This window comes from Nonomuraea sp. WAC 01424, assembly GCF_003947315.1.
Classification (GTDB): Bacteria; Actinomycetota; Actinomycetes; order Streptosporangiales; family Streptosporangiaceae; genus Nonomuraea; species Nonomuraea spiralis.
In genome coordinates this window covers 1-22,501 of the sequence record NZ_QHHZ01000031.1, presented here as the reverse complement: position 1 = coordinate 22,501, position 22,501 = coordinate 1, and the positions used below count along the sequence as shown (strand labels likewise).

General features: G+C 72.8%; 23 protein-coding genes. 8 read left to right on the top strand and 15 right to left on the bottom strand.

From position 1 onward, the window contains the following. Nucleotides 1-119: 119 nt before the first annotated feature. On the top strand, nt 120-767 hold the full coding sequence (locus DMB42_RS50660; protein ID WP_125648852.1) for a pyridoxamine 5'-phosphate oxidase family protein: 648 nt from the start codon (nt 120-122) through the stop codon (nt 765-767). Here the strand turns inward: DMB42_RS50660 and DMB42_RS53905 are convergent. From DMB42_RS53905 to DMB42_RS50640, 5 genes are read right to left on the bottom strand one after another with little or no spacing between them, the layout of a single operon-like run. Continuing rightward, on the bottom strand, nt 739-903 hold the full coding sequence (locus DMB42_RS53905; RefSeq protein ID WP_185845304.1) for a hypothetical protein: 165 nt from the start codon (nt 901-903) through the stop codon (nt 739-741). The two genes, DMB42_RS50660 and DMB42_RS53905, sit on opposite strands and share 29 nt — an antisense overlap. Nucleotides 904-920: 17 nt before the next feature. Next, nucleotides 921-1,607, bottom strand: coding sequence for a respiratory nitrate reductase subunit gamma (gene narI, locus DMB42_RS50655; RefSeq protein ID WP_125648849.1), 687 nt, complete (start codon nt 1,605-1,607; stop codon nt 921-923). Further along, nucleotides 1,604-2,302 carry a nitrate reductase molybdenum cofactor assembly chaperone gene (gene narJ, locus DMB42_RS50650; protein WP_125648846.1) on the bottom strand — a complete coding sequence of 233 codons (699 nt, stop codon included), beginning with the start codon at nt 2,300-2,302 and terminating at the stop codon, nt 1,604-1,606. The genes narI and narJ overlap by 4 nt, the downstream gene beginning before the upstream one ends. Further along, nucleotides 2,299-3,849 carry a nitrate reductase subunit beta gene (gene narH, locus DMB42_RS50645; protein WP_125648843.1) on the bottom strand — a complete coding sequence of 517 codons (1,551 nt, stop codon included), beginning with the start codon at nt 3,847-3,849 and terminating at the stop codon, nt 2,299-2,301. The genes narJ and narH overlap by 4 nt, the downstream gene beginning before the upstream one ends. Further along, nucleotides 3,849-7,478, bottom strand: coding sequence for a nitrate reductase subunit alpha (locus DMB42_RS50640; RefSeq protein ID WP_125648975.1), 3,630 nt, complete (start codon nt 7,476-7,478; stop codon nt 3,849-3,851). The genes narH and DMB42_RS50640 overlap by 1 nt, the downstream gene beginning before the upstream one ends. A gap of 187 nt (nt 7,479-7,665) precedes the next feature. Here DMB42_RS50640 and DMB42_RS50635 point away from each other — a divergent pair, with 187 nt between their 5' ends. After that, nucleotides 7,666-8,307, top strand: a complete 642-nt coding sequence (locus DMB42_RS50635) for a response regulator transcription factor (protein ID WP_185845303.1) — start codon at nt 7,666-7,668, stop codon at nt 8,305-8,307. A 78-nt stretch (nt 8,308-8,385) separates the two neighbouring features. Beyond that, complete coding sequence (locus DMB42_RS50630) at nt 8,386-8,805, top strand: pyridoxamine 5'-phosphate oxidase family protein (protein WP_125648837.1); 420 nt, start codon at nt 8,386-8,388, stop codon at nt 8,803-8,805. A gap of 53 nt (nt 8,806-8,858) precedes the next feature. Here DMB42_RS50630 and DMB42_RS50625 read toward each other — a convergent pair whose 3' ends face one another. The 7 genes from DMB42_RS50625 to DMB42_RS50595 all read right to left on the bottom strand — a co-directional run bounded on the left by DMB42_RS50625 (nt 8,859) and on the right by DMB42_RS50595 (nt 15,039). After that, nucleotides 8,859-10,073 carry an MFS transporter gene (locus DMB42_RS50625; protein ID WP_125648834.1) on the bottom strand — a complete coding sequence of 405 codons (1,215 nt, stop codon included), beginning with the start codon at nt 10,071-10,073 and terminating at the stop codon, nt 8,859-8,861. A gap of 141 nt (nt 10,074-10,214) precedes the next feature. Beyond that, the gene (locus DMB42_RS50620; RefSeq protein WP_125648831.1) at nt 10,215-11,912 is read right to left on the bottom strand and encodes a GAF domain-containing protein; all 1,698 of its coding nucleotides are present in this window, start codon (nt 11,910-11,912) and stop codon (nt 10,215-10,217) included. Nucleotides 11,913-12,019: 107 nt separating this feature from the next. Further along, nucleotides 12,020-12,550: a hypothetical protein gene (locus DMB42_RS50615; protein ID WP_125638298.1), complete on the bottom strand. Its 531-nt coding sequence runs from the start codon at nt 12,548-12,550 to the stop codon at nt 12,020-12,022. A 114-nt stretch (nt 12,551-12,664) separates the two neighbouring features. Beyond that, the gene (locus DMB42_RS50610; protein WP_125648829.1) at nt 12,665-13,321 is read right to left on the bottom strand and encodes a CBS domain-containing protein; all 657 of its coding nucleotides are present in this window, start codon (nt 13,319-13,321) and stop codon (nt 12,665-12,667) included. Between the two features lie 113 nt (nt 13,322-13,434). Continuing rightward, a complete protein-coding gene (locus DMB42_RS50605) occupies nt 13,435-13,923 on the bottom strand; it encodes a nuclear transport factor 2 family protein (RefSeq protein WP_260478414.1) in 489 nt (162 codons plus the stop codon). Between the two features lie 94 nt (nt 13,924-14,017). Then, nucleotides 14,018-14,485 carry a YdeI/OmpD-associated family protein gene (locus tag DMB42_RS50600; RefSeq protein WP_221762729.1) on the bottom strand — a complete coding sequence of 156 codons (468 nt, stop codon included), beginning with the start codon at nt 14,483-14,485 and terminating at the stop codon, nt 14,018-14,020. A 32-nt stretch (nt 14,486-14,517) separates the two neighbouring features. Continuing rightward, nucleotides 14,518-15,039 (bottom strand): carboxymuconolactone decarboxylase family protein, encoded by a 522-nt coding sequence (locus DMB42_RS50595; RefSeq protein WP_125648827.1) that lies wholly within the window; start codon nt 15,037-15,039, stop codon nt 14,518-14,520. Between the two features lie 114 nt (nt 15,040-15,153). On the opposite strand from DMB42_RS50595, the gene DMB42_RS50590 reads away from it, so the two are divergent. From DMB42_RS50590 to DMB42_RS50580, 4 genes are all read left to right on the top strand, one after another. Further along, nucleotides 15,154-15,771 carry a DUF4142 domain-containing protein gene (locus DMB42_RS50590; RefSeq protein WP_125648824.1) on the top strand — a complete coding sequence of 206 codons (618 nt, stop codon included), beginning with the start codon at nt 15,154-15,156 and terminating at the stop codon, nt 15,769-15,771. Between the two features lie 71 nt (nt 15,772-15,842). Then, nucleotides 15,843-16,298 (top strand): hypothetical protein, encoded by a 456-nt coding sequence (locus DMB42_RS50585; RefSeq protein WP_125648821.1) that lies wholly within the window; start codon nt 15,843-15,845, stop codon nt 16,296-16,298. Nucleotides 16,299-16,305: 7 nt separating this feature from the next. Continuing rightward, nucleotides 16,306-17,037, top strand: coding sequence for a hypothetical protein (locus tag DMB42_RS53900; protein WP_185845302.1), 732 nt, complete (start codon nt 16,306-16,308; stop codon nt 17,035-17,037). Between the two features lie 140 nt (nt 17,038-17,177). Next, on the top strand, nt 17,178-17,873 hold the full coding sequence (locus tag DMB42_RS50580) for a copper resistance protein CopC (protein ID WP_185845301.1): 696 nt from the start codon (nt 17,178-17,180) through the stop codon (nt 17,871-17,873). Here DMB42_RS50580 and DMB42_RS50575 read toward each other — a convergent pair. From DMB42_RS50575 to DMB42_RS50565, 3 genes are all read right to left on the bottom strand, one after another. Next, the gene (locus DMB42_RS50575) at nt 17,870-19,120 is read right to left on the bottom strand and encodes an MFS transporter (RefSeq protein WP_125648816.1); all 1,251 of its coding nucleotides are present in this window, start codon (nt 19,118-19,120) and stop codon (nt 17,870-17,872) included. The two genes, DMB42_RS50580 and DMB42_RS50575, sit on opposite strands and share 4 nt — an antisense overlap. Continuing rightward, a complete protein-coding gene (locus tag DMB42_RS50570) occupies nt 19,117-20,205 on the bottom strand; it encodes a PLP-dependent cysteine synthase family protein (RefSeq protein ID WP_185845300.1) in 1,089 nt (362 codons plus the stop codon). The genes DMB42_RS50575 and DMB42_RS50570 overlap by 4 nt, the downstream gene beginning before the upstream one ends. A 94-nt stretch (nt 20,206-20,299) precedes the next feature. Next, nucleotides 20,300-20,758 (bottom strand): hypothetical protein, encoded by a 459-nt coding sequence (locus DMB42_RS50565; RefSeq protein WP_125648810.1) that lies wholly within the window; start codon nt 20,756-20,758, stop codon nt 20,300-20,302. 235 nt (nt 20,759-20,993) lie between these two features. On the opposite strand from DMB42_RS50565, the gene DMB42_RS50560 reads away from it, so the two are divergent. Beyond that, nucleotides 20,994-22,268: an aminotransferase class V-fold PLP-dependent enzyme gene (locus DMB42_RS50560; RefSeq protein WP_125648807.1), complete on the top strand. Its 1,275-nt coding sequence runs from the start codon at nt 20,994-20,996 to the stop codon at nt 22,266-22,268. Nucleotides 22,269-22,501 lie beyond the last annotated feature (233 nt).

Sequence of the window (22,501 nt, the reverse complement as noted above, 5' to 3'; positions counted from 1 at the left end):
TCCCCGGCACAAGGGACGTTGGTCCCACGGCCGGGGCCGGAAGGGGCGAAGGACCCTGTCCGGAGGGCAGGGACATGGGTAGCTTCATCACGCAGTGCTCTAGCGCGCAGGAGGAGAAAGTGACAGGGACCGGCGACTTCGGCCACCGCATCCAATATCACCGGCAGCGGCTGGGGCTCACGCCAGAGCAGGTGGCGGAGCGGGCGGACATGTCCGCCGGCTACATCCGCTACATGGAGGAGCATGTGGACATCCCGGACCGGGGCACCCTGAACCGCCTGGCCGACGCACTGGAGACCACCAGCCAGGATCTGCTGGGCGGCGGGCGCGACCGTCCGCCGGGCGTCGGACCGGCGATGGCCGAGCCGGTGCTGGAGGTGCTCGATCCCGACGAGTGCCGGCGGCTGATCGAGCCGGGCGGCATCGGGCGGATCGCGTTCAACGGCTCGCACGGGCCGACGGTGCTGCCCGTCAACTTCCGGATGCACGAGGGCGCGATCGTCTTCCGCACCGGCTCGGGCGGGCCCATGGACCAGGATCTGCGTACCGGGCTGGAGGGGGTCGAGGTCATGGTGGGCTTCGAGGTGGACCGGATCGACGAGGCCAGGCGGCAGGGCTGGAGCGTGCTGGTCCAGGGGGCCGCCCATCACGTGACGCCGGAGGAGCAGGCCGGGGCCGACCCCACGCCGTGGGCGGGCGGCGACCGGCGGCTCTACATCCGCATCGTCCCGCACCGGATCACCGGCCGCCGCATCCACGCGCTGTAACCAGCCTGATCACCTGTCCGCGCGGTTCCAGCCGGATCTCGGCGCGGGCGGCGTCCTCCTGGGCGGCGGTGACCGGGCCGGCCGCCACCAGCGCGGCGCCGGCGGCGGCCAGCAGCACCACAGCCGCCCTGGCCACGCTCATCCCCGCGCCGGTCAGCGCGGCCGTACGGGCACGCGCCGCCGGTAGACGACGTAGGGCCGCCACAGGTACGCCACCGGCGCCGACCACACGTGCACCAGCCGGGTGAAGGGCCAGACGGCGGCCAGCAGCCAGGCCGACATCGCGTGCAACTGGAAGATCAGCGGCACGTCGGCCATCAGGCGGGGGTCGGGGCGGAAGGTCAGGACGCCGCGGAACCAGACCGCGATGGTGGCGCGGTAGTCGTAGCCGCCGCCGAGCAGGTTGCGGCCCACGGTCGCGGTCATGCCGAGCACGATCACCACGGCCAGCACGGTGAACAGCACCTTGTCGGAGCGCGTGGTGGTACGGCGCACCCGGGGGCTGGTCAGGCGGCGGGCCAGCAGCAGCGCCAGGCCCGCGACGACCATGATCCCGGCCACCGTCCCGGCGCTCACCGACACCAGGTGGTAGAGATGCTCGTCGACGCCCACCGCCTCGGTCCAGCTCTTGGGGACGAGCAGGCCGAGCACGTGACCGCCGATGGCGGCGAAGGCGCCCAGGTGGAACAGCGGCGAGCCGAGCCGCAACACCCGGCTCTCCAGCACCTGCGTGGTACGGGTGGTCCAGCCGAACTGGTCGACGCGCCAGCGCCAGACGTGCCCGGCGACGAAGATCGTCAAGGCGACATAGGGGACGATCGCCCACAGCACGACGCTCACGGCCGTACCTCACTCTCGTTCGGCGGCGACCCGGACGGGGCCAGGCCGCTCTCGTTCAGCGACGGCCCGTACGGGGCCAGGCCGACGTCCTCGGCGGGCGGGCCGGCCAGGGCGAGGTCGGCCAGCGCGGTCCGCTCGGCCTCCGACAGGCCGGGCAGCACCGCGCACAGCGCGTCCAGCACCAGCGCGTACGGCGAGCCGGAGTCGTGCAGGGCGGTGCGGATGAGCTCCAGCCCCTTGCGGTGCTGGCGCAGCGGCGCCTCCCCCGTGTCCGGCCCGGCCAGCGCGGCGAACTCGCACACCACCGGCAGGAAGTCGGGCAGCTCGCCCTCGGGCGGGGTGAGCCCGGCCACACGGTAGCGCTGCTTGAGGGTCAGCAGGGCCATGCCGCGGCGGCGGGTGTCGCCGTGCAGGTAGTAGGTGAGGTAGAGGCTGGATTTGCGGCGCAGGTCGAAGGTCTCGACGTAGTGGCGGGCCAGCGGCATCGGCTGCCGGTCGGCGAACCACCACAGGAACTGCTCCAGCGCCTGGCGCGGGTGGGAGTTGGGCAGCGCGGCGACGACCCGGCCCAGCTCGGGGCGGGCGTCCAGCAGCCCGGCGTCCGGGTACTGCAGAAGCAGCGACACCAGCCGGAGCAGGGTCGCGCGGTCCTGCGGCCGTTCGAGGGCGGTCTCGGGTGCGCGGAGCAGTCTCATGAGGCCGGTCCCTTGCCGGTGAAGAGCTTCAGGCCCAGGCGTCCGTCGGTACGGCGGCCGGTCAGGCCCGTCGGGTGGAACTCGCTCATGCCGGGGCCGCCGTCGCCGTCCAGGCTGCATCCGTCGGCCTGGGCCGACAGGGCGGCGGCGTCCTCGCGGTGCGCGGCGGGCACGACGTAGCGCTCGTCGTACTTGGCGACGGCCAGCAGCCGGTACATCTCCTCCATGTCGCGCGCGGTCATCCCGGCCGACTCCAGCAGGTCCTCCGCCACGGTGCCGTCGAGGGTACGGGCCCGCATGTAGCCGCGCATCGCCGACAACTTCATCAGCACCCCGGCCACGACCTCGGTGTCCCCGGCGCTGAACAGGCCGGCCAGGTACTCCAGCGGGATGCGCAGGTCGGTGATGGCGTGGAAGACGTTGTCGGGGTCGTCGGCGTCCGCGCCGGCGCCGGTCACGGCGTCCAGCACCGGCGACAGCGGCGGGATGTACCAGACCATCGGCAGCGTGCGGTACTCCGGATGCAGCGGCAGCGCCACCCGGTAGCGCATGGCCAGCCGGTAGATCGGCGAGCGGCGGGCGGCCTCGATCCAGTCCTCGCTGATCCCGGACGCCCGCGCGGCGGCGGCCACCTCGGGGTCGTCGGGGTCGAGGAAGACCTTCCGCTGGGCCTCCAGCAGGTCGCGCGGGTCGGGCACGCGGGCGGCGGCCAGCACGGCGTCGGCGTCGTACAGGACGAGGCCGATGTAGCGCAGCCGTCCGACGCAGGTCTCGGCGCACACGGTCGGCTGTCCCGCCTCGATGCGGGGGAAGCAGAACGTGCACTTCTCGGCCTTGCCGGTCTTGTGGTTGACGTACACCTTCTTGTACGGGCACGACGAGACGCACATGCGCCAGCCGCGGCAGCGGTCCTGGTCCACCAGGACGATGCCGTCCTCCTCCCGCTTGTACATGGCGCCGGACGGACAGGCGGCCACGCACGCCGGGTTCAGGCAGTGCTCGCAGATGCGCGGCAGGTGGAACATGAAGGTCTGGTCGAACTCCATGCGCACCTTCTCGGCCATGGCCGCGAGGTTGGGGTCGCCGTGGGCGTGCTCGGGGGCGCCGCCGAGGTCGTCCTCCCAGTTCGCGCCCCACGTGATGTTCATGTCCTGGCCGGTGATGGCCGACTTGGGGCGGATGACCGGCACGTGCGGCCCGGCGGGGGCGTTGAGCAGGGTGTCGTAGTCGTAGGTGGCCGGCTCGTAGTAGTCGTCCAGGTCCGGCAGGTCGGGGTTGGAGAACAGGTTGAGCAGCCGCTTGACCCGGCCGCCGGCGCGCAGCTTGAGCCGGCCGCGCCGGTCGAGCTCCCAGCCGCCGTGCCAGCGTTCCTGGTCCTCGTACCGCTTGGGGTAGCCGACGCCGGGCTTGGTCTCGACGTTGTTGAACCAGACGTACTCGACGCCGTCCCGGTTGGTCCAGGTCTGCTTGCAGGTGACCGAGCAGGTGTGGCAGCCGATGCACTTGTCCAGGTTCATCACCATGGCGACCTGTGCCATGACGCGCATCAGTAGGTCACCTCCTGGCCGCGGCGGCGGATCACCGTGATCTCGTCACGCTGGTTGCCGGTCGGCCCGTAGTAGTTGAAGGCGTAGGTGAACTGCGCGTACCCGCCGATGAGGTGGCTGGGCTTGAGCAGCAGCCGGGTGAGGGAGTTGTGCACGCCGCCGCGCCGGCCCGACTTCTCGGTGAGCGGCACGTTCACGTTGCGGTCCTTGGCGTGGTACATGTACACGGTCCCGGCCGGCATCCGGTGGGAGACGACCGCCCTGGCCACGACCACGCCGTTGCGGTTGTACGCCTCGATCCAGTCGTTGTCGGCCGCCCCGATCGCGGCGGCGTCCTCGACGCTCATCCAGATCGTGGGCCCGCCCCGCGACAGGGCCAGCATGTACGCGTTGTCCTGGTACTCCGAGTGGATCGACCACTTCGAGTGCGGCGTCAGGTACCGCACGGTGACCTCGGCCCCCTGCCCGTCGCCCTGGTCACCGTGGTGGCGGCGCAGGTCGAGCGGCGGCCGGTAGGCGGGAAGCTGCTCGCCCAGCTCGATGATCCAGTCGTGGTCGAGGAAGAACTGCTGCCGCCCGGTCAGGGTGTGCCACGGTTTGTCGCGTTCGACGTTGATGACGAAGGCGGAGTAGCGGCGCCCACCGGTCTCCGACCCGGACCACTCCGGCGAGGTGATCACCGGCTGCGGCCTGGACCGCGTGTCGGCGAACGTGATGCGCTTGCCCTCGTGCTCGGCGGCCAGGTCGGCGAGCCGGGTGCCGGTGCGCCGTTCCATGGTCTCGAAGCCCTGCGTGGCCAGGCGGCCGTTGGTGGTGCCCGACAGCGCGAGGATGGCCTCGCACATCCGGTCGGCGGTGCTCAGGGAGATGTGTCCCTCGGGCGTGCGGCCGTTCTGCTCGCGCAGGTAGTCCAGCTCGGGGCCCACCTGGTACGTGATGCCCTTGGTGGTCAGCCCCAGCTCGGCGAACAGCGGCCCGATCCCGCGTACGCGCTCGCCGACGGCGGCGTAGTCGCGCTCGACCGTGATGATCTTCGGCATGGTCTTGCCCGGGATCGGCTCGCACTCGCCGTGCTTCCAGTCGCGCACCCGGCCGCCCGGCTGGGCCAGCTCGTCCGGTGTGTCGTGGGTGAGCGGAACGGCCAGCACGTCGGTGCGCCGGCCCAGGTGGCGGGCGGCCAGCTCGGAGAAGGCGTCGGCCAGGCCGAGGAAGGCGTCGTGGTCGGACCGGGTCTGCCACGGCGGCGCGATGGCCGGGTTGAAGGCGTGCACGAACGGGTGCATGTCGGTGCTGGACAGGTCGTGCTTCTCGTACCAGGTGGCGGCGGGCAGGACGACGTCGGAGAACAGCGCCGTGGACGTCATCCGGAAGTCGATCGTCGTCAGCAGGTCGAGCTTGCCCTCGGCGGCGTTCTCCCGCCAGGTCACCTCGGCCGGGCGCAGCCCCTCGGGCGTCTCCTCGTTGCGCGCCTCGGCGTCGGCGCCGAGCAGGTGGCGCAGGAAGTACTCGTTGCCCTTGCCGGACGAGCCGAGCAGGTTGGCCCGCCACACGGTCAGCACCCGCGGGAAGTTGGCCGGGTCGCCCGGGTCCTCGGCGGCGAAGCGCAGCCGGCCCGAGGTCAGCTCGTTCACCACGTGCTCGGCGACCGGGATGCCGCGTTCGGCGGCCTCGTCGGCGAGCTTGAGCGGGTTGCGGTCGAACGTCGGGTGCGAGGGCAGCCAGCCGAGCCGGGCCGCCTGGGCGTTGCAGTCGGCGAACGACCGGCCCGCGAACCTGCCCTCGCCGAGCGGGCTGGCCAGCTCGCCGGCCCCGATGCGCTCGTAACGCCACTGGTCGGTGGCCAGGTACCAGAACGCGGTGCCGGCCATGTGCCGGGTCGGGCGCTGCCAGTCGAAGCCGAAGGCCAGGTGCTGGAAGCCGGTGACCGGGCGGACCTTCTCCTGGCCCACGTAGTGCGCCCAGCCGCCGCCGTTGACGCCCTGGCAGCCGGTCAGCAGCACCAGCGTCAGGAACGCGCGGTAGATCTGGTCGGAGTGGAACCAGTGGTTGGTGCCCGCGCCCATCGCGATCATCGACCGGCCCTGCGTGCGCTCGGCGTTGCGGGCGAACTCGCGGCCGATCCTGGCGATCGTGGCGGCCGGGACCGAGGTGATCTCCTCCGCCCAGGCCGGGGTGTAGGGCTGCGTGGCGTCCTCGTAGCCGTCCGGCCAGACGCCGGGCAGGTCGCGCTTGACGCCGTACTGGGCCATGAGCAGGTCGAACACCGTCGTCACCAGCTTGCCGCCCAGCTCGGTCACCGGCACGCCGCGGCGCATGACCGTGCCGCCCTCGGTGGGGCCCTCGTCGAAGCGCGGCAGGTCCACCTCGACCGCGCGCCCGGACCGGTCGAGCAGGGTCAGCGCGGGGACGGCGCCGTCCAGGTCGAGGTTCCAGCGGCCCTCGCCCTCCTGGCCCCAGCGGTGGCCGAGCGAGCCGTTCGGCACCTGCGCCGCGCCGGTCGTCTCGTCCAGGAAGACGGTCTTGAACTCGGCGTTCTCGCTCTCCTGGCCCAGGTCGGCGGCGGTCAGGAACCGACGCGGCACGTACGCGTCGCCGCGCGGCTCCAGCGTCACCAGGAACGGCAGGTCGGTGTACTTGCGCACGTAGTCGGTGAAGTACGGGACCTGGCGGTCGCGGAAGAACTCGGTCAGCGTCACGTGGCCCATCGCCATGGCGAGGGCGCCGTCCGTGCCCGGGTGCGGCGCGAGCCAGTCGTCGGCGAACTTGACGTTGTCGGCGTAGTCGGGGCTGACGGCGACGACCTTGGTGCCCTGGTAGCGGGCCTCGGTCATGAAGTGCGCGTCCGGGGTGCGGGTGACCGGGATGTTGGAGCCCCACATGATCAGGTAGCGGGAGTTCCACCAGTCGGCGGCCTCGGGCACGTCCGTCTGGTCGCCCCACACCTGCGGCGAGGCGATCGGCAGGTCGGCGTACCAGTCGTAGAACGACAGCAGGGTGCCGCCGATCATCGACAGGAAGCGGGTGCCCGCCGCGAACGAGGCCATCGACATCGCCGGGATCGGCGAGAAGCCGACCACCCGGTCCGGGCCGTAGTCCTTGATCGTGTGCACGTGGGCGGCGGCCATGAGCTCCAGGACCTCCTCCCAGCTCGACCGGACGAACCCGCCCTTGCCGCGGGCCCGCTTGTAGGCCCGCGCCCGCTCCGGGTCGCCGGTCAGCTCCGCCCACGCCAGTACGGGGTCGCCCAGCCTGGCCTTGGCCTCGCGCCACATCTCCAGCAGCACCCCGCGCACGTACGGGTAGCGCACCCGCGAGGGAGAGTAGGTGTACCAGGAGAAGGAGGCGCCACGGGGACAGCCGCGCGGCTCGTACTCGGGCGACTCCGGGCCGACCGACGGGTAGTCGGTGGCCTGGTGCTCCCACGTGATCAGGCCGTCCTTGACGAACACCTGCCAGGAGCACGAGCCCGTGCAGTTCACGCCGTGCGTCGAGCGCACCACCTTGTCGTGCGCCCACCGGTCCCGGTAGAAGCGGTCCCAGGCGCTGGGGTCGATCTGGTGGATGGTGCGCCCGTCGGCCGACACCTCCGCCTTGGTGAAGAACTTCCTGGCGGCCAGCAACGGCCCCATGCCCGGGATCGCGTCTATGTCGCTCACAACTTTTCCCCTGCCACAACGGTCATGGCTCCAGGCTGGTGGGTGGCCGCCCGCTCCCGGCAGGGACCAAAGTCCCTTCGTGGGGGCCGATGGGCCCACGACCGGCACGGGGGACCTTGGTCCCTACTGCCGGGTGACGGGAGGCGGTAGCGTCGGAGACATGATTCGTGTGTTCCTTCTCGACGATCACGAGGTCGTGCGGCGTGGCGTGGCCACCCTGCTGGAGTCCGAGGACGACATCGAGGTGATCGGCGAGGCCGGGACCGCGGAGTCGGCCGTCGCCCGCATCCAGGCCCTGCGGCCGGACGTGGCGGTGCTCGACGTGCGCCTGCCCGACGGCAACGGCGTCGACGTGTGCCGCGAGGTGCGCTCGAAGCTGCCGGAGCTGGCCTGCCTCATGCTGACCTCGTTCGCCGACGACGACGCCCTGTTCGACGCGGTGATGGCCGGCGCCTCGGGCTACGTGCTCAAGCAGATCCACGGCTCCGACCTGGTCGGCGCGGTGCGTACGGTGGCCTCGGGGCAGTCGCTGCTCGACCCGCAGACCACCGCCGCCATGTTGCAGCGGCTGCGCGACCAGGCGGCCCGGAAGGACCCGCTGGCGGCGCTGTCGGAGCAGGAGCGGCACATCCTCGACCTGATCGGCGAGGGGCTGACCAACCGGCAGATCGGGGAGCGCATGTTCCTGGCCGAGAAGACGGTCAAGAACTACGTGTCCAACCTGCTGTCCAAGCTCAACATGCAGCGCCGTACCCAGGCGGCCGCGTTGTCGGCGCGGTTGCGGGCCGACCGGCGCGACTGAGCGGCCCTGCTGAGCGGCCCTGACCTCGGGACTTTCGCCTCTGCCGCCGGGATGCGTCCCGGTGGCAGGCTGAGGCGTATGCGACTCGATTCGTCCGGGCTCCAGGTGCTCTCGCGTGAGGAGTGCCTGCGGTTGTTGTCGTCCGCGCCGATCGGGCGCATCGTCTTCACCGATCGCGCCCTGCCCGCCGTCCAGCCCGTCAACTTCTGCCTCGACGGCGAGAGCGTCGTCATCCGCACCTCGATCGGATCGAAGCTGGCGGCGGCCACCCGGCACGCCGTGGTGGCGTTCGAGGCCGACGAGTTCGATCCCGCGACGCGCACGGGCTGGTCGGTGACGGCCGTCGGGCACGCGCGGGCCGTGAACGATCCCGCCGAGACGGCCCGGCTGGCCAGGCTGCCGCTGTCCCCCTGGGCGCCGGGCAGCCGCGATCACTTCGTCGTGGTCGAGGCCGAGCAGGTCTCCGGCCGCCGGATCGCCCGGGAACGTTCCATCTAGCGACGGACGAAAAGAAGGGGCGGGGCCCGCCGGGCCCCGCCCCTTCTTTCACGTCAGTGGGAGCCGGCCGTGCGGCTGGCGGCCAGCGCGCGGACCGCGGTCACCGTCAGGGCCAGGGTGACCACGGCGGTGACCGCCAGCAGGGCCAGACCCAGTCCGTACGAGCCGAGCCGGCCGTACAGGAAGCCCATCACCAGGGGCGGGACGAACCCGCCGAGCCCGCCGGCGGCCCCGACCAGGCCGGTGACGGTGCCGACCTTGTCGGCCGGGGCGACCTGCGCGACGAGGGCGAACGTGGCGCCGCTGCCGGCCCCGAGCGCGGCGGCCATGGTCAGGAACGCGATCGTGCCGACCGGCATGAGGCCGGGGGTGAGCGCCTGCACGCCCGCCGTGACGGCGGTGACGACGAACACGCCGGTCAGGACGGGCACCGGCCCGACCCGGTCCGACAACCAGCCGCCCAGCGGCCGGGCCAGCACGGCCAGGACCACGAACCCGGCCATCCGGTTGGCGGCGTCGGCCTGCTCCAGCCCGTACCCGGTCTGGAGGTAGGCGGGCAGGTAGACGGAGAAGGCGACGTATCCGCCGAAGGCGACCGCGTACAACACACACGCCTGCCACGTGATCGGCAGCCTGAGCGCGGCGGCCAGGCCGAGCCCGAGCGGCTGGACGACGACGGCGCGGCCGGGCGCGTCACGCAGCACCAGCCACGCCACGACCGCGTACGCGGCCAGCACGACGGCGGTGATGACGAACGGCACGGCCGGCCCGGCGGCGCGCACCAGCGGGACGGTGGTCAGCGCGCTGATCGCGGTGCCGCCCATCCCGGCCCCGAAGATCCCGACGGCCAGGCCCGGCCGGTTCGGCGGGAACCAGGCGTTGACGAACGGCACCCCGACGGCGAACACGGTGCCGCCGATGCCCAGGAAGAACCCGCCGGTCAGCAGCGCGACCATCGACGTCTGCCCGAACAGGCCGATGAACAACACGGGGACGATGGTGGCCGCGGAGACGAGCGGGAACATCACCCGCCCGCCGAACCGGTCGGCGAGCGCGCCGACCGGGATGCGGCCCAGCGACCCCACGATCACCGGTACGGCCACCAGCAGCGCCTGCTGCCCGGCAGACAACCCGAGCAGTTCCTTGAAACGCGGCCCGAGCGGGCTCAGCAGCGCCCAGGCCCAGAAGTTCACCGCGAAGCCCAGGGTCGCCAGGCCGAGCATCAACGCCGGGCTGCGGCCGGGGGTGGTGGCCGGTGCGTTCGTCATGTCTTCCTCACGTTCATGCGGCCGGGGGACGGCCGCGATCACCGGGATGTGCTGTCCCATCACAGCTCAGCGGGGATGACGTGGGGTATGGACGAAGGTCCCGACCTGGGAGGACTTAGGACGCGCGGCGGCGCCGGGCCCTCACAGGGGCACGTGCCAGCGCAGGCGGGTGCCGCCCTCCTCCGGGGTCTCCAGCTCGGCCGCGCCGCCCAGGTCGCCGGCCCGTTCCTCGATGTTGCGCAGGCCGCTGCGCCGCCCGCCCACGCCCACGCCGACGCCGTTGTCGCCGACGACGAGGGTGAGCCGGCCGTCCGCGACCTCGATCGAGACCTCGGCGCGGGTGGCGTGGGAGTGGCGTACGACGTTGGACAGGGCCTCGCGCAGGACGGCGAGCAGGTGCTCGGCCACCGGGTCGGGCTCCAGGGTGTCGATCTGGCCCTCCATCCGCAGGCCGGGCATGAACCCCAGGTGCGCGCCCGCCCCTTCGACCAGGTCGACGATCCGCGTGCGCAGGCTCGGCGCGGTGTCCTCGCGCGGGGCCTGCAACGCGAAGATGGACGAGCGGATCTGCCGGATGGTCTCGTCCAGCTCGTCGATCGCGTGCTGGAGCCGTTTGCCCGCCTCCGGCCGCTCGACCAGCCGTACGGTGCTCATCAGCGTCATCGCGGTCGCGAACAGCCGCTGGATGACCACGTCGTGCAGGTCCTTCGCGATGCGGTCGCGGTCCTCCAGCAGGCCGAGCCGTTCGGCGTCGCGGCGGGTCTCGGCCAGCTCCAGCGCGATCGCCGCCTGCCCCGCGAACGATTCGAGCATCTGCTGGTCGGCCGCGCTGAACGGCAGCCGACCCCCGCGCTTGGCCAGCGTGAGCACGCCGCGCACCCGGGGCGCGGCGCCCAGCGGCACCATGAGCCCCGGGCCGTAGCCCAGCCGCCGCAGCGGGGAGTCGCGGTGGGCCGCGCCCGGAAGGTCGCGCTCCGACCGGGGCTCGGCGTGCGTGAACACCTCGCCGGCCAGTGTGGCCGAGACGTCGAACGCCGTCCCCACCAGCGCGCCGCCCCCGTCGCCCTCGGCCACGTCGACGGTCAGCGTCTGGCCCGCCGGGTCGGGCAGCAGCACCTGGACCAGGTCGGCGTCGCACATCTGGCGGGCCCGCGCGGCCATGGTGGTCAGCACCTCGCGGGAGCCTGCGCCGGACAGCAGGCTGGTCGTGATCTCCGAGGACGCCTTCAGCCAGGTCTCGCGCCGGCGCGACTCCTCGTACAGCCGGGCGTTCTCCACGGCGACGCCGGCGGCGGTGGCCAGGGCGACGACGATGGCCTCGTCCTCCTCGTCGAAGTCGCCGCCGCCGCGCTTCTCGGTCAGGTAGAGGTTGCCGAACACCTCGTCGCGGACGCGTACCGGGACGCCGAGGAAGGTGCCCATCGGCGGGTGGCCGGGCGGGAAGCCGTAGGACTCGGGGTGGTCGGAGATGCGGCCCAGCCTGAGCGGGCGGGCGTCCTTGATGAGCAGGCCGAGCAGGCCGAGGCCGTGGGGCCAGTGCTCGATCCTGGCGATCTCCTCCTCGCTCAGCCCCACCGGGATGAACTGGACGAGCGTGCGCTCCTCCCCCACCACGCCGAGGGCCCCGTACGAGGCGTCCACCAGCCTGGTCGCCGTCTCGACGATCCGCCGCAGCACGGTCTCCAGGTCGAGGTCGCTGCCCACGGACACGACGGCCTCCAGCAGCGCGTGCACCCGGTCGCGGGTGGCGAGGACGGCGGCGAGCCTCGTCTGGAGTTCGGCCAGCAACTCGTCGAGCCGCATCTGGGGCATCAGGCTACGGTGCTCACTTTCCGACATACCGTTCAGTGTCCCAGCCGGACCCGTCGCCGGCAGCATCAGGCCGTCCACCCGCGGAACGGCCAAGGGCCCGTCCCCCACGAGGTACGGGCCCTTGACCGGAGTGGCTACCTGAGCCAGGCGTTGCGGCGGACGATCGGCAGGTTGCCGAGCCCGAGGGTGGTGCCGGCGCCGGTCAGGGCCAGGCCGACGAGGACGATGGCGTAGATGATGTGCTCGTCGAGGAAGGGGTTGGTGGCCAGGGGCAGTTCGGCGGCCCACATCAGGGCCAGCATCAGGGTGCCGGTGACCGCGGCGATCCGGGTGCCGACGCCCAGGACCAGCGCCAGGCCGATGCCGGCCAGGCCGGTCATGAACAGCCAGTCCACCCATGCCTGGCCGGCCAGGGCGCCGAACAGGCCGCCGAGCGCGTTCTCGCCGGTGCCCTTGAGGAAGCCGGTCGTCGGGCTGCCGCCGTTGATCCAGGCCTTGGCGGCGGGGGTGGCGAAGCCCCAGCCGAACGTCTTGTCCAGGAACGCCCACAGGAAGATCCAGCCGATCGCGATCCGGGCGGCGGCCCAGACGTAGTCGACCGGGGTGTGCGCCGCCTTGGCGACGGCGGCGACGCCCATCACGGGGGTGTGAACGGTGGTGGCCATGGCGGGCCTTCCTTTCCGCTGGGGTCGTGCTCTCTGTCTTGCCTTCATCCCACCGGTCGCGGCCGTCCGGGTGCAGTGGCGTACGGCCCGCGCCGGAAGGACCTTGGTCCCGCCCTACAACAACGGGGGGACGGTGAACAGGTCCTCGTGGTCGTGCTCGATCTCGGCGACGACGTCCACGACGCCCTCCACCGCCCGGACCGCCTCCGTCAGCTCGACGGCCCGCGACCTTGCGGCCACCCTGCCGCCGATCGTGACGACGCCGGCGTCGATCGCCACCGAGAACGTCCCGTCCCTCGGGAGCACGGCCCGGACGTCGGCCTCCAGCTCGCCGGCGGGGCGCGTGAAGACGCGCAGGACGTCGCGCTGGTGCAGCGTGCCGGCGACGCGGCCGGTGACCGGGTCGATCACCGGGAGCTGCTTGACGCGCCGGGCGTGCATGAGCCGGGCCGCCTCGCGGACCGGCGTGCCCGGCGTGACCGTGATCGCCGGTGACGTCATCAGCTCGGCCGCGGTGACGGCGCCGGCCTTGCGGTGCTCCTGCCGCCGCGCCCGCGAGTCGAAGACGGAGACCGCGTGCCGCGCGTGGCCGGTCTCCTTCAGCAGCAGGTCGTCCTCCGACACCACGCCCACCGGCCGCCGGTCGGCGTCGATCACGGTGACCGCGCCCACCGCGTACCGTTTCATCGCCGCCACGATGTCGGCGAACGACGCGTGCTCCAGCACCGCGATCGCCACGCGCCCCATGACGTCCTTGACCTCGATCGACATGATCGGCCACCTCGCTTTCCGCCTCCACGTTCCCTCGCGCGGGGGCGCGGGCGGCAGCGGCGAACGTCCCGGAGGCGCAGGGGCTTAGGTCCTGGCGGCGGCGGGAGCGGCGGTCAGTGGAGCGGCCCGGCGAAGACCACGAACTCGTCGATGTCGCCGGCGGCGGTCAGGTGCACCATGTCGGTGCCCGACAGGACGGTCGCGCCGTCGGGCGCCTCGAAGCGCCAGCCGAACCGGGCCCACTCGTGCGGCGCGTCGACGGACGTCGTCCGCACCAGGCGGCAACCACCGGCCCGGTAGCCCTGCACGACCTCGGTGATGAAGTCGGCCACCGCGTTGCGGCCGGTGCCGCGCCCGAGCGGCCCCCAGAACACGACGTCGGCGGCGAGGGCCCGGCTGAGCAGCGCGGAACGGTGTTCGGGGTCGTCGGCGTTGGCCGCGGCGATGAAGGCGTCGACCGCGTCGACCGCGTCGGCGTGCGCCCGCCGGAAATGCGAGGTTGCCGCCGGTTCGTGCACCGTCATGTCGTCCTCCAACCGTCGCCGGGGCGTGCGGGGGACCGCCTCCCGGCGCACGCCGATCGCCATCAGCCAGTACACCACGACCGCTGACCACGTGACCGGCCGTGCGGCCGATCCCCCTGGTCGGCGCGTACGGACCGCGCACCGCCCAGGCCCGGCGCCCGCCCCTCGGGGCTCAGGTCTTGGGACGCTCCTTCACGCCCGCCGCCAGCAGGCCGACCGTCTCGGCGATGCGCCGCGCCCGCAGTTCGGGACGGCCCTTGGTGCCGTCGATCCAGCGCAGGTAGGCCCGGCGGTAGAACTGGGCGAGGGAGTCGAAGAAGGCGCCCGCCGCCGGGTCGGCGTCGAGGGCCGCCGCGAGGTCGTCGGCGAGGTCCGCCCGCTGCGGCCCCTCGGGCGTGAGGACCACGCGCACCCGCGCGCCCGGCGTCGGCCCGCATCGCGACCACGCCGGGCCGAGCAGGAAGCCGCGCTCACCCTGCTCCTCGACGATCACCGCGCGGACGGCCACGCCCTCGACCGTGCCGGTCACGTGGTGGACCTGCTTGGGCGCCCAGACCGCGTCGGGATCGAACGGCACCGGCACGAACATCCGCCCGCGCCCGCCCGACCGGCTCTCCGTGGTGTACCGCTGCTCCCGCACACCCCGATCCTGCCACGGCCGCCCGCACGGGCCTACGACTCGTGCGGCTGGTTGCCCACGAGCAGGTTGAACGCGCCGGTCAGCAGGTTGAGCGAGACCAGCCCGACGACCTCGGCGATCACCCGGTCGCTCCAGCCGTGGGCACGCAGCCCCGCCACGTCCTCGTCGGTGATGGCCGACGGCTCGACCAGTACGCGGACGGCCACGCCGATCAGGGCGGCCTCCCGCGCGTCGGCCGAGGTGCCCTGGCGGGCCAGGGCCACGTCCGTCTCGGTCAGGCCCGCCGCCAGCGCCGCCTCGGTGTGGGCGGCCAGGCACGTGCCGCAGCCGATCCACTCCTGCACGGCCAAGGAGATCTTCTCGCCGAGCGCGCGCGGGATCTTCACCCGCTTCATCGCACGGGAGAAGTCCAGGTATCCCTGGAGCAGGGCGGGCGAGTGGGCCATCGTGGACACCATGTCGCCCACGCCGCCGTGCCTGGCGACGATGTCCTCCAGGATCGGGCGGGACTTCTCAGGGGCCTCTGCCGGATCCAGCGCTGCAAGACGTCTCATTTGTCCTCCTTGTCGCGGCCACACTATACCCAAGGGGGGTATATCCGCGACGCAGCGACACAAGAAGGGCCATGACCGTTGAACCGGACCGGGCCGGCCTGCGTACCTCGCAGCATGCAGAGGCTCTTGCGCGGTGAGATGTTCATGCTCGGCGGCTTCGTCGCGGCGGCCGCGGCGACGATCCTGCTGATCCTGCCCCAGTCGATCGACTCCGCGGTCGCGCAACCGACCCAGACGTCCTCCGGCCCGCTCTCTGCCGCCGACGTCGATCTGCTGATCAAGGTGCGGCAGGCGGGCCTGTGGGAGATGCCCGCGGGCGAGTACGCCGCCACCCGCGCCCAGTCTCCGCGCGTCAGGCAGGTCGGCAAGCAGATCATGGACGAGCACGGGAAGCTGGACCAGATGACCCGCCAGACCGCGGCGAAGCTCGGCGTCGCGCTGCCCGACGAGCCCAATCCCGACCAGCAGCGCTGGCTGGCCCAGCTCGCGACCGAGAGCGGCCCCGCCTTCGACCAGGACTACGCGAACCTGCTGCGCGCCGCCCACGGCAAGGTCTTCGGCACCCTCGCCCTCGTACGGGCCGGGACCCGCAACGCCGAGATCCGGAAGTTCGCCCAGGAGGGCATCAACTTCGTCATGCGCCACATGACGTACCTGGAGTCGACCGGCCTGGTGAACCACAACCAGCTCCCCGAACCGCCGGCCCCCTCCCCCGCCCCGACCACCCCCTGACGCCGGTGGACGCAACAGAACTGACAGGACCCGCCACACCGCATCGCTCATCGCTCATCGTACGGAGCCTCATGCCCACGACCAGGAACATCCGCATCCCACGGCCGGCCGTCGCGGCCCTGGGCCTCGCCCTGCTGGCGGGCTGCGCGACCGCGCCCGTACCCGTCCAGCAGGCGGCGCACCACCACGGCGCCGCTCCCCCCGCCGCCGCCCAGGCTCCCGCCGCCGCTCCCGCGTCGCGGGCCGCCAGCATGGAACAGCTCACCGCCCTGCTCGGCTGCCCGCCCCGGAAGTTGCAGGTGGACGCCGCCGAGCTGCGCCAGGCGGCCTGCGACAGCCCGCAGGGCCGGCTCACGATCGTGACCTTCGCCACTGACAACGGCAAACGGACCTGGCTCGACGCCGCCCAGGCGTACGGCGGCTCGTACCTGGTCGGCGAGCGGTGGGTGGTCGTCGCCGCGGCCGGCCCGCTGGAACAATTGCGCGCCCGGCTGGGCGGCGAGCTCGAAACCCCGCAACACCACTGACTCCTACATGGCTGACCCCTGGCATGGCCGGCGCCTCACCTGGCTGCCCCCCGGCATGGAGCCCGGACTGCGGACCGGGTTGCGCACGCACGCGGATGACGACGCTCCCGGGCTCTGGCACGATGGCCGGGTGCAGGTCGCCCGTCCCGTGGTCCGCGCGCTTCGCGCCGCGGTGTTCACGGCTGTGTGCGTCCTGGTCTCCGCCGCCCTGCACATGCTGGTCGGCGGCACCGCGATCGCGCCCGGCCCGCTGGCCGTGGCCGTGGCGGAGACCTTCGGGGCCGCCTACGCCGCCGGCTCCCGCCCGCGCGGCTGGCCGCTGCTGCTGAGCATGTGCGTGGCCGCCCAGTACGGCCTGCACGAACTCTTCGACGCCTCCGCCCCCGCGACCTCCGCCGTGTCGACAGTCGTTCCCACCGGGGCCGTCGCCCATGGGCACGGTTCCGCCCCGGGCATGGTGGTGATCCACCTGGCCGTGGCGCTGTCGTCGAGCTGGTGGCTGGCCCGCGGTGACGCGGCGCTGGCGGCGGTGCTGCGCCTGAGCACCGTCCGGCTGGCCCGGTTGTGGGGTGTCCTGTCCGCCTGGCTGCGCGTCCTGGCGCCGCCGGTCGCCGGGCCCGCCCGCGCGTGCCCGCTGTGGCCGCCCGTGGCGGGACACCGGGTCCTGCTGCTGGCTCCGGTGCTCTCCCGGCGCGGGCCGCCCGGCCCGGTCCGGCACGCCCGCCCGCACTGCCGCTGACGTACCGTCACGCGGCGGGTCCCGCGTGCCGTCCGGCAGGTGCCAGCCGGCGCCGTCGCGGTGCGCCTTCCGCGCCGTCACGCGCCGGAGCGTACGTCCATCCGGCGGTTCAGCCGGATCCAGGATCTTCGGAGTTCACAGTGACCCGTTCCAACCGCCCCGTTCGTCGTCCGTTCCGGGCGATCCGCCGTGCCGGTGTCGCCGTCGGCGGTGCCGTACTGCTGCTGTTGGCCACCGCGCCCGCGGCGCTGGCCCATGACCGGCTGAAGGACAGCTCCCCCGCCGACGGCGCCAAGGTGGCGCAGGTGGAGAGCATCGAGCTTGAGTTCACGTCCCGGATGACCATGCCGACCCTCGTGCTCGACGGGCCCGCGGGCAAGAACCTGCCCTTGGGCAAGCCGCGCAGCCAGGGCGTCAAGGTGACGTCCGAGCCGGGCGAGCCGCTGGAGCCGGGCCGGTACCGTCTGGCCTGGCGGGTGGTCTCCTCCGACGGCCGCCCGATCTCCGGCGAGCTGCGCTTCACCGTCACCGCCCCGGCCACCCCCACCGCCGAGCCGTCCGACACCGCCACGGCCGAGCCGTCCGGCGCCGCCACGGCCGAACCGTCCGGCGCCGCCACTCCCGCCGACTCCGCGACGCCGTCCGAGGCCGCTCCCGCCGCCTCCGCCGGTTCCGGCGAGCCGGAAGCGGCCTCCTCGACGCCGGTCGCGCAGGCGGAGACCGGCTCGGGCGGTGTGCCCGGCTGGTTGTGGGTGGCCGCGGCGGCGCTGGTGGCGGGCGGAGCGGCGACCGTCATCGCCGGCCGCCGCAAGCGCAACCCCGGCGACGCCGGCTAGCCGGTCGGGACGGGTGCCGGTAGGCGTGGCTGGAGGGCCTGGCGGCGGTCCAGGCGGGCCACCGCCAGGGCCGAGAGCGACCCGGCGGCGGCCAGCGCCAACCACGGCAGGCCCGCCCAGCCCGCTCCGGCGGTCACGTCCAGCAGGGCGCCCGACAGCAGGTTCCCGGCCAGGATGCCCGCGCCGGAGGCCAGGTTGTACAGGCCGTAGTAGGTGCCGACCAGCCGCTCGCCCGCCATGTCCGCGATGGTGGCCATCTCGAACGGGAAGGCGACCAGCGTGCCCGCGCCGAGCAGCAGCGCGCAGACCAGCGCGGCCGCCAGCGTCGCCGCCGGCGGCAGGTGGAGCTGCGCGGCCACGACCATCGGCACGAAGGACGCCCCCATCAGGGCCAGCCCGCGGGTGATCGCCTGGCCGCGGCTCCACCGTTCGGCACACCAGGCGGTCAGGCGTACCTGCCCGGCGATGCCGAGCAGGCCCGACGCCGCGTACAGCGCGGTCACCCCCCACTCGCCGCCGCCGGCCCGCTGCACCTGCAGCGGAAGGGCGAGGTACATCTGGTACGACAGCGCGTACGAGGCGATCATCGAGGCCGCGAACGAGACGAAGGCCCGGTCGCCGAACGCCTGCCGCCAGGCCCGCAACACCGGCTGCCGCGCCTGGTCCGGTTCCCTGGGCCGCGACGGCAGGTAGAGCCCCTGCAACACCGTCAGGACGGCGAAGATGCCCGCCGCCCCCAGGCACACCACGGTGAACCCGCCCGCCAGCAGCAGCACCCCGAGCAGCGGTCCGAGCAGGATCCCGCCCTGGTAGAACACGTTGAACACAGCGAAGGCCGCCACCTTGCGCGACCCAGCGGCGCCCGCCAGGTACGCGCGGGCGGCCGGGTTGAACAGCGCCCCCGCCAGCCCCGTGAGCACCGCGGCCACCACCAGCAGCGGCAGGGACGTGGTGAGCCCGAACAGCGCGAACCCCGCGGTGCGCAGGGCGCATCCCGCCATGATCATGGGCTTGTGCCCGAACCGGTCGGCCAGCGTGCCGCCGATCAGGAACATGCCCTGCTGGCTGGCGTTGCGCAGGCCGAGGATGAGCCCGATCGTCCAGGCCGCCAGGCCCGCGCCGGCCGACAGGTGCTGGGCGAGGTAGGGCATCAGCATGTAGAAGCCGATGTTGATGCCCGCCTGGTTGATCTGGAGCAGCCGGATCGGCCGGTCGAAGGAGCGGAACTCCCGCAGCGTGTCCTTCATCGTGTGCCCGCCAGCGGGTCGGTGACCGTGGTGCAGCGGGTCCAGCGGCGTACCTCCCGTTCCGAGGGGCTGTCCAGTTCGTCGGGTTCGTCGGCCGGGGTGACGCCGAGCAGGCCGTGGGCGCGGCAGTAGCCGTCGTCGAAGACGGTGTTCCAGTAACGCCAGGGCCCGTCGGGGAAGACGGCGACGACGGCGCCCGCTCCGGCGGACCCGGCCAGCCAGCGGGCCACCAGGCTGACGGCCCCGGTGCTCCAGCCGCCCGAGACGTAGTGCTGGGCGGCCAGGGTGCGGCAGGCCCACACCGCCTCGGCGGCGCTGACCCAGTGCACCTCGTCGAAGGCGTCGTAGGCGACGTTGCCGGGGTGGATGCTGGAGCCGAGGCCGCGCATCAGGCGGCGGCGGTCGGGCTGGCCGAAGATGGTCGAGCCGACGGTGTCGACGCCGACCAGCCGCAGCCGGGGCAGGTGGCGGCGGAGCTCGCGGCTGATGCCCGCGCTGTGCCCGCCGGTGCCGACGGAGCAGACCAGCGTGTCGATGTGCGGGAGCTGGGCGAGCAGCTCGCGGGCCAGCCCGGCGTAGGCGGCGACGTTGTCGGGATTGTTGTACTGGTCGGGGCAGTAGGAGCCGGGCAGTTCGGCCAGCAGTTCGTGGACCCGGTCGCGGCGGGCCTGCTGCCAGCCTCCGGTGGGATGCGGCTCGGGCACGATCTCCAGGCGTACGCCGTAGGAGGCCAGCAGCCGCTGCATGAGCGGTTCCATGCCGGGGTCGGCGACCAGCACGACCGGGTGGCCGAAGGTGATCCCGGCCAGGGCGAGGCCCAGCCCCAGGGTGCCGCTGGTCGACTCGACGATCGTCGCGCCGGGGGCCAGGTCGCCCCGGGCGCGGGCCTGGCGGATCGTGTGCAGGGCGGGCCGGTCCTTGATGCCGCCCGGGTTGAAGCCTTCCAGCTTGGCCCAGAAGCCGCCTCCTTGGGTGACGAACGGCGCGGCGACGAACGCCAGTGGTGTGTTTCCGACGGTGACACAAATACCCGAATTTCCGATGGCGGGCAGAATGTCAGGGCGCGGCAAAGTGTCGTACGACATTGGTGGATATCCCCGAGATGGACGGCGCACCCGCGGCATGGAAGGCACCGCGAAACGGCGCAGTGGAAATGGACGGCGACGAGGAACGCGCGTCCTATATACGCATCACACAGGGATATCCGTGACCCGGCGCGAGTCCTGCCGGAACGACCGGCGGCGCCGCCCGTACGGACAGGGCCGCGGGAGCGGCGGGCACGGCGGGCAGCGCGCAGACGGCGGCCACGACGGGCGCGGAGGCGGCGGCGACCGCCGAGCAGTTCTGCTCGGTGCCGTGCAGATGGCCGAGCGGCAGCTCACCGTGCAGGCACTCCGCGTCCTGCACCGGCATGCGGCCGGACGACCACGTGACGTGCCGGTGGAGGCCGGAGGCGGCGTCCTGGACGGCCGCCGGCGCGGGGCCGCCCGAGGCCCGCTCGGACAGTTCGACGGCCGCGCACGCGCCGCCGTGCGCGAACACCACGGTGATCAGCAGGGCCAGGGCCAGGACCGCGTGCGTCAGCCATCGGCCGGCCCCCGGGAGGGGCGGCCGGTGCGCACCGGCTGACCTGGTCATGAGCATCACCGCGAATCATGCCCGCCACGCGACGCGGCGCGCCCGGGAAAGGACAAGGTTGCCGTAAAGAAATTCCCGTTGCACCGGATCCGCTGTGCGAATTACTTAATGCCCACCCGATCTCTCAAACAGCTGCATTCCCGCCGGATGACGGCACAACGGCGAGCCGTCCCCGTGGCGGGTGATTGTTTCCGCGACACTGGCATTCACCGTTCCGCCGACCGAAGGGGTGCGCATGGCCCTGTCCAGACGTGCGGTCATCGCCGGGGTCGGCGCGCTGGCCGCCGCCGTGGCCGCCGCCCCCGCCCTCGCCGCCGACGTCTCCGGACTCGCCCGGGACGAACGCTTCTGGGCGGGCGTCGCCGGGCAGTTCCGGGTCAGCGCCGACTTCGTCAACCTGGAGAACGGCTACTACGGGATCATGCCCGAGCCGGTCCGGCGCGCCTACCACCGCAACGTCGACGATCTCAACGCCCGCAACTCCCATCTGCTGCGGACGACGTACAAGGCGAAGGCCGACGAGGTGCGCGACCGCGTCGCCCGGCTGCTCGGCGTCACCCGGGACGAGATCGCGCTCACCCGGGGCGGCACCGAGGCGCTGCAGAACCTCATCTCCGGCTACCGGCGGCTGCGTCCGGGCGACGCCGTGCTGTACGCCGACCTCGACTACCCGGCCGCCCAGCACACGATGAACTGGCTGGCCGGGCGGCGCGAGGCCGGTGTCGCCAGGCTCGTCGTGCCCGAGCCCGCCACCCGGCAGGCGGCTCTTGACGCCTACGAGCGGGCGCTGCGCGCCAACCCCAAGGTCAGGCTGCTCCTGCTGTCGCACATGAACAACCGCACGGGACTGGTCCTGCCGGTCCGGGAGATCGTCGCCATGGCCCGCGAACGCGGCGTCGACGTCGTCGTCGACGCCGCCCACTCCTGGGGGCACCTCGACTTCACCCTGCCCGGCCTCGGCGCCGACTTCGCCGCGTTCTCGCTGCACAAGTGGATGGGCGCGCCGCTCGGCACGGGGTTCCTCTACATCCGCCGCGAACGGCTGGCCGACATCGAGCCCGTCTTCGCCGACGAGAGCTACCCGGCCGGCGACATCCGCTCGCGCGTGCACTCCGGCACCATGGACGTCGCGGCCCCCCTCACGGTCCCCGACGCCCTCGACTTCCACCAGCGGCTCGGCGCGCCGCTCAAGCAGGCCCGGCTGTGCCACCTGCGCGACCGCTGGGTCGGCCAGGTCCGCGACCTGCCGGGGATGCAGATCCTCACCCCCGACGAACCCGGCATGTACGGCGCGATCACCGCCTTCCGCATCGCCGGCCGTACCTCCACCGCCGACAACGAGGCCGTCGCCAAGACGCTGCTGGACACCTACGGCCTGTACACGGTCGCCCGGACGGGCATGACCGGCGGCGACGCCGTCCGGGTCACGCCGGCTCTGTTCACGTCGGCGGCGCAGGTCGACCGGCTCGCGGCGGCGCTGAAGCGGCTGACCCCTCGCCTGCGCGCTTGACCCCCGCTTGACAGAACACCGACATGTCCTACTAAGTTAGACATATGAACAGTTCTTCAGATGACCATGTGTTGGCCGTCGACGGTTGTACCGTCAAGGTGGTCGACGCCGACCGGGTCGCCGCCGTGCACGAGCGCATGCCCGCCGCCGAGGACCTGGCCGACACGGCCGACGTCTTCGGCCTGCTGTCCGACCAGAACCGGCTGAAGCTGCTGGTCGCCCTGCTGGACGGC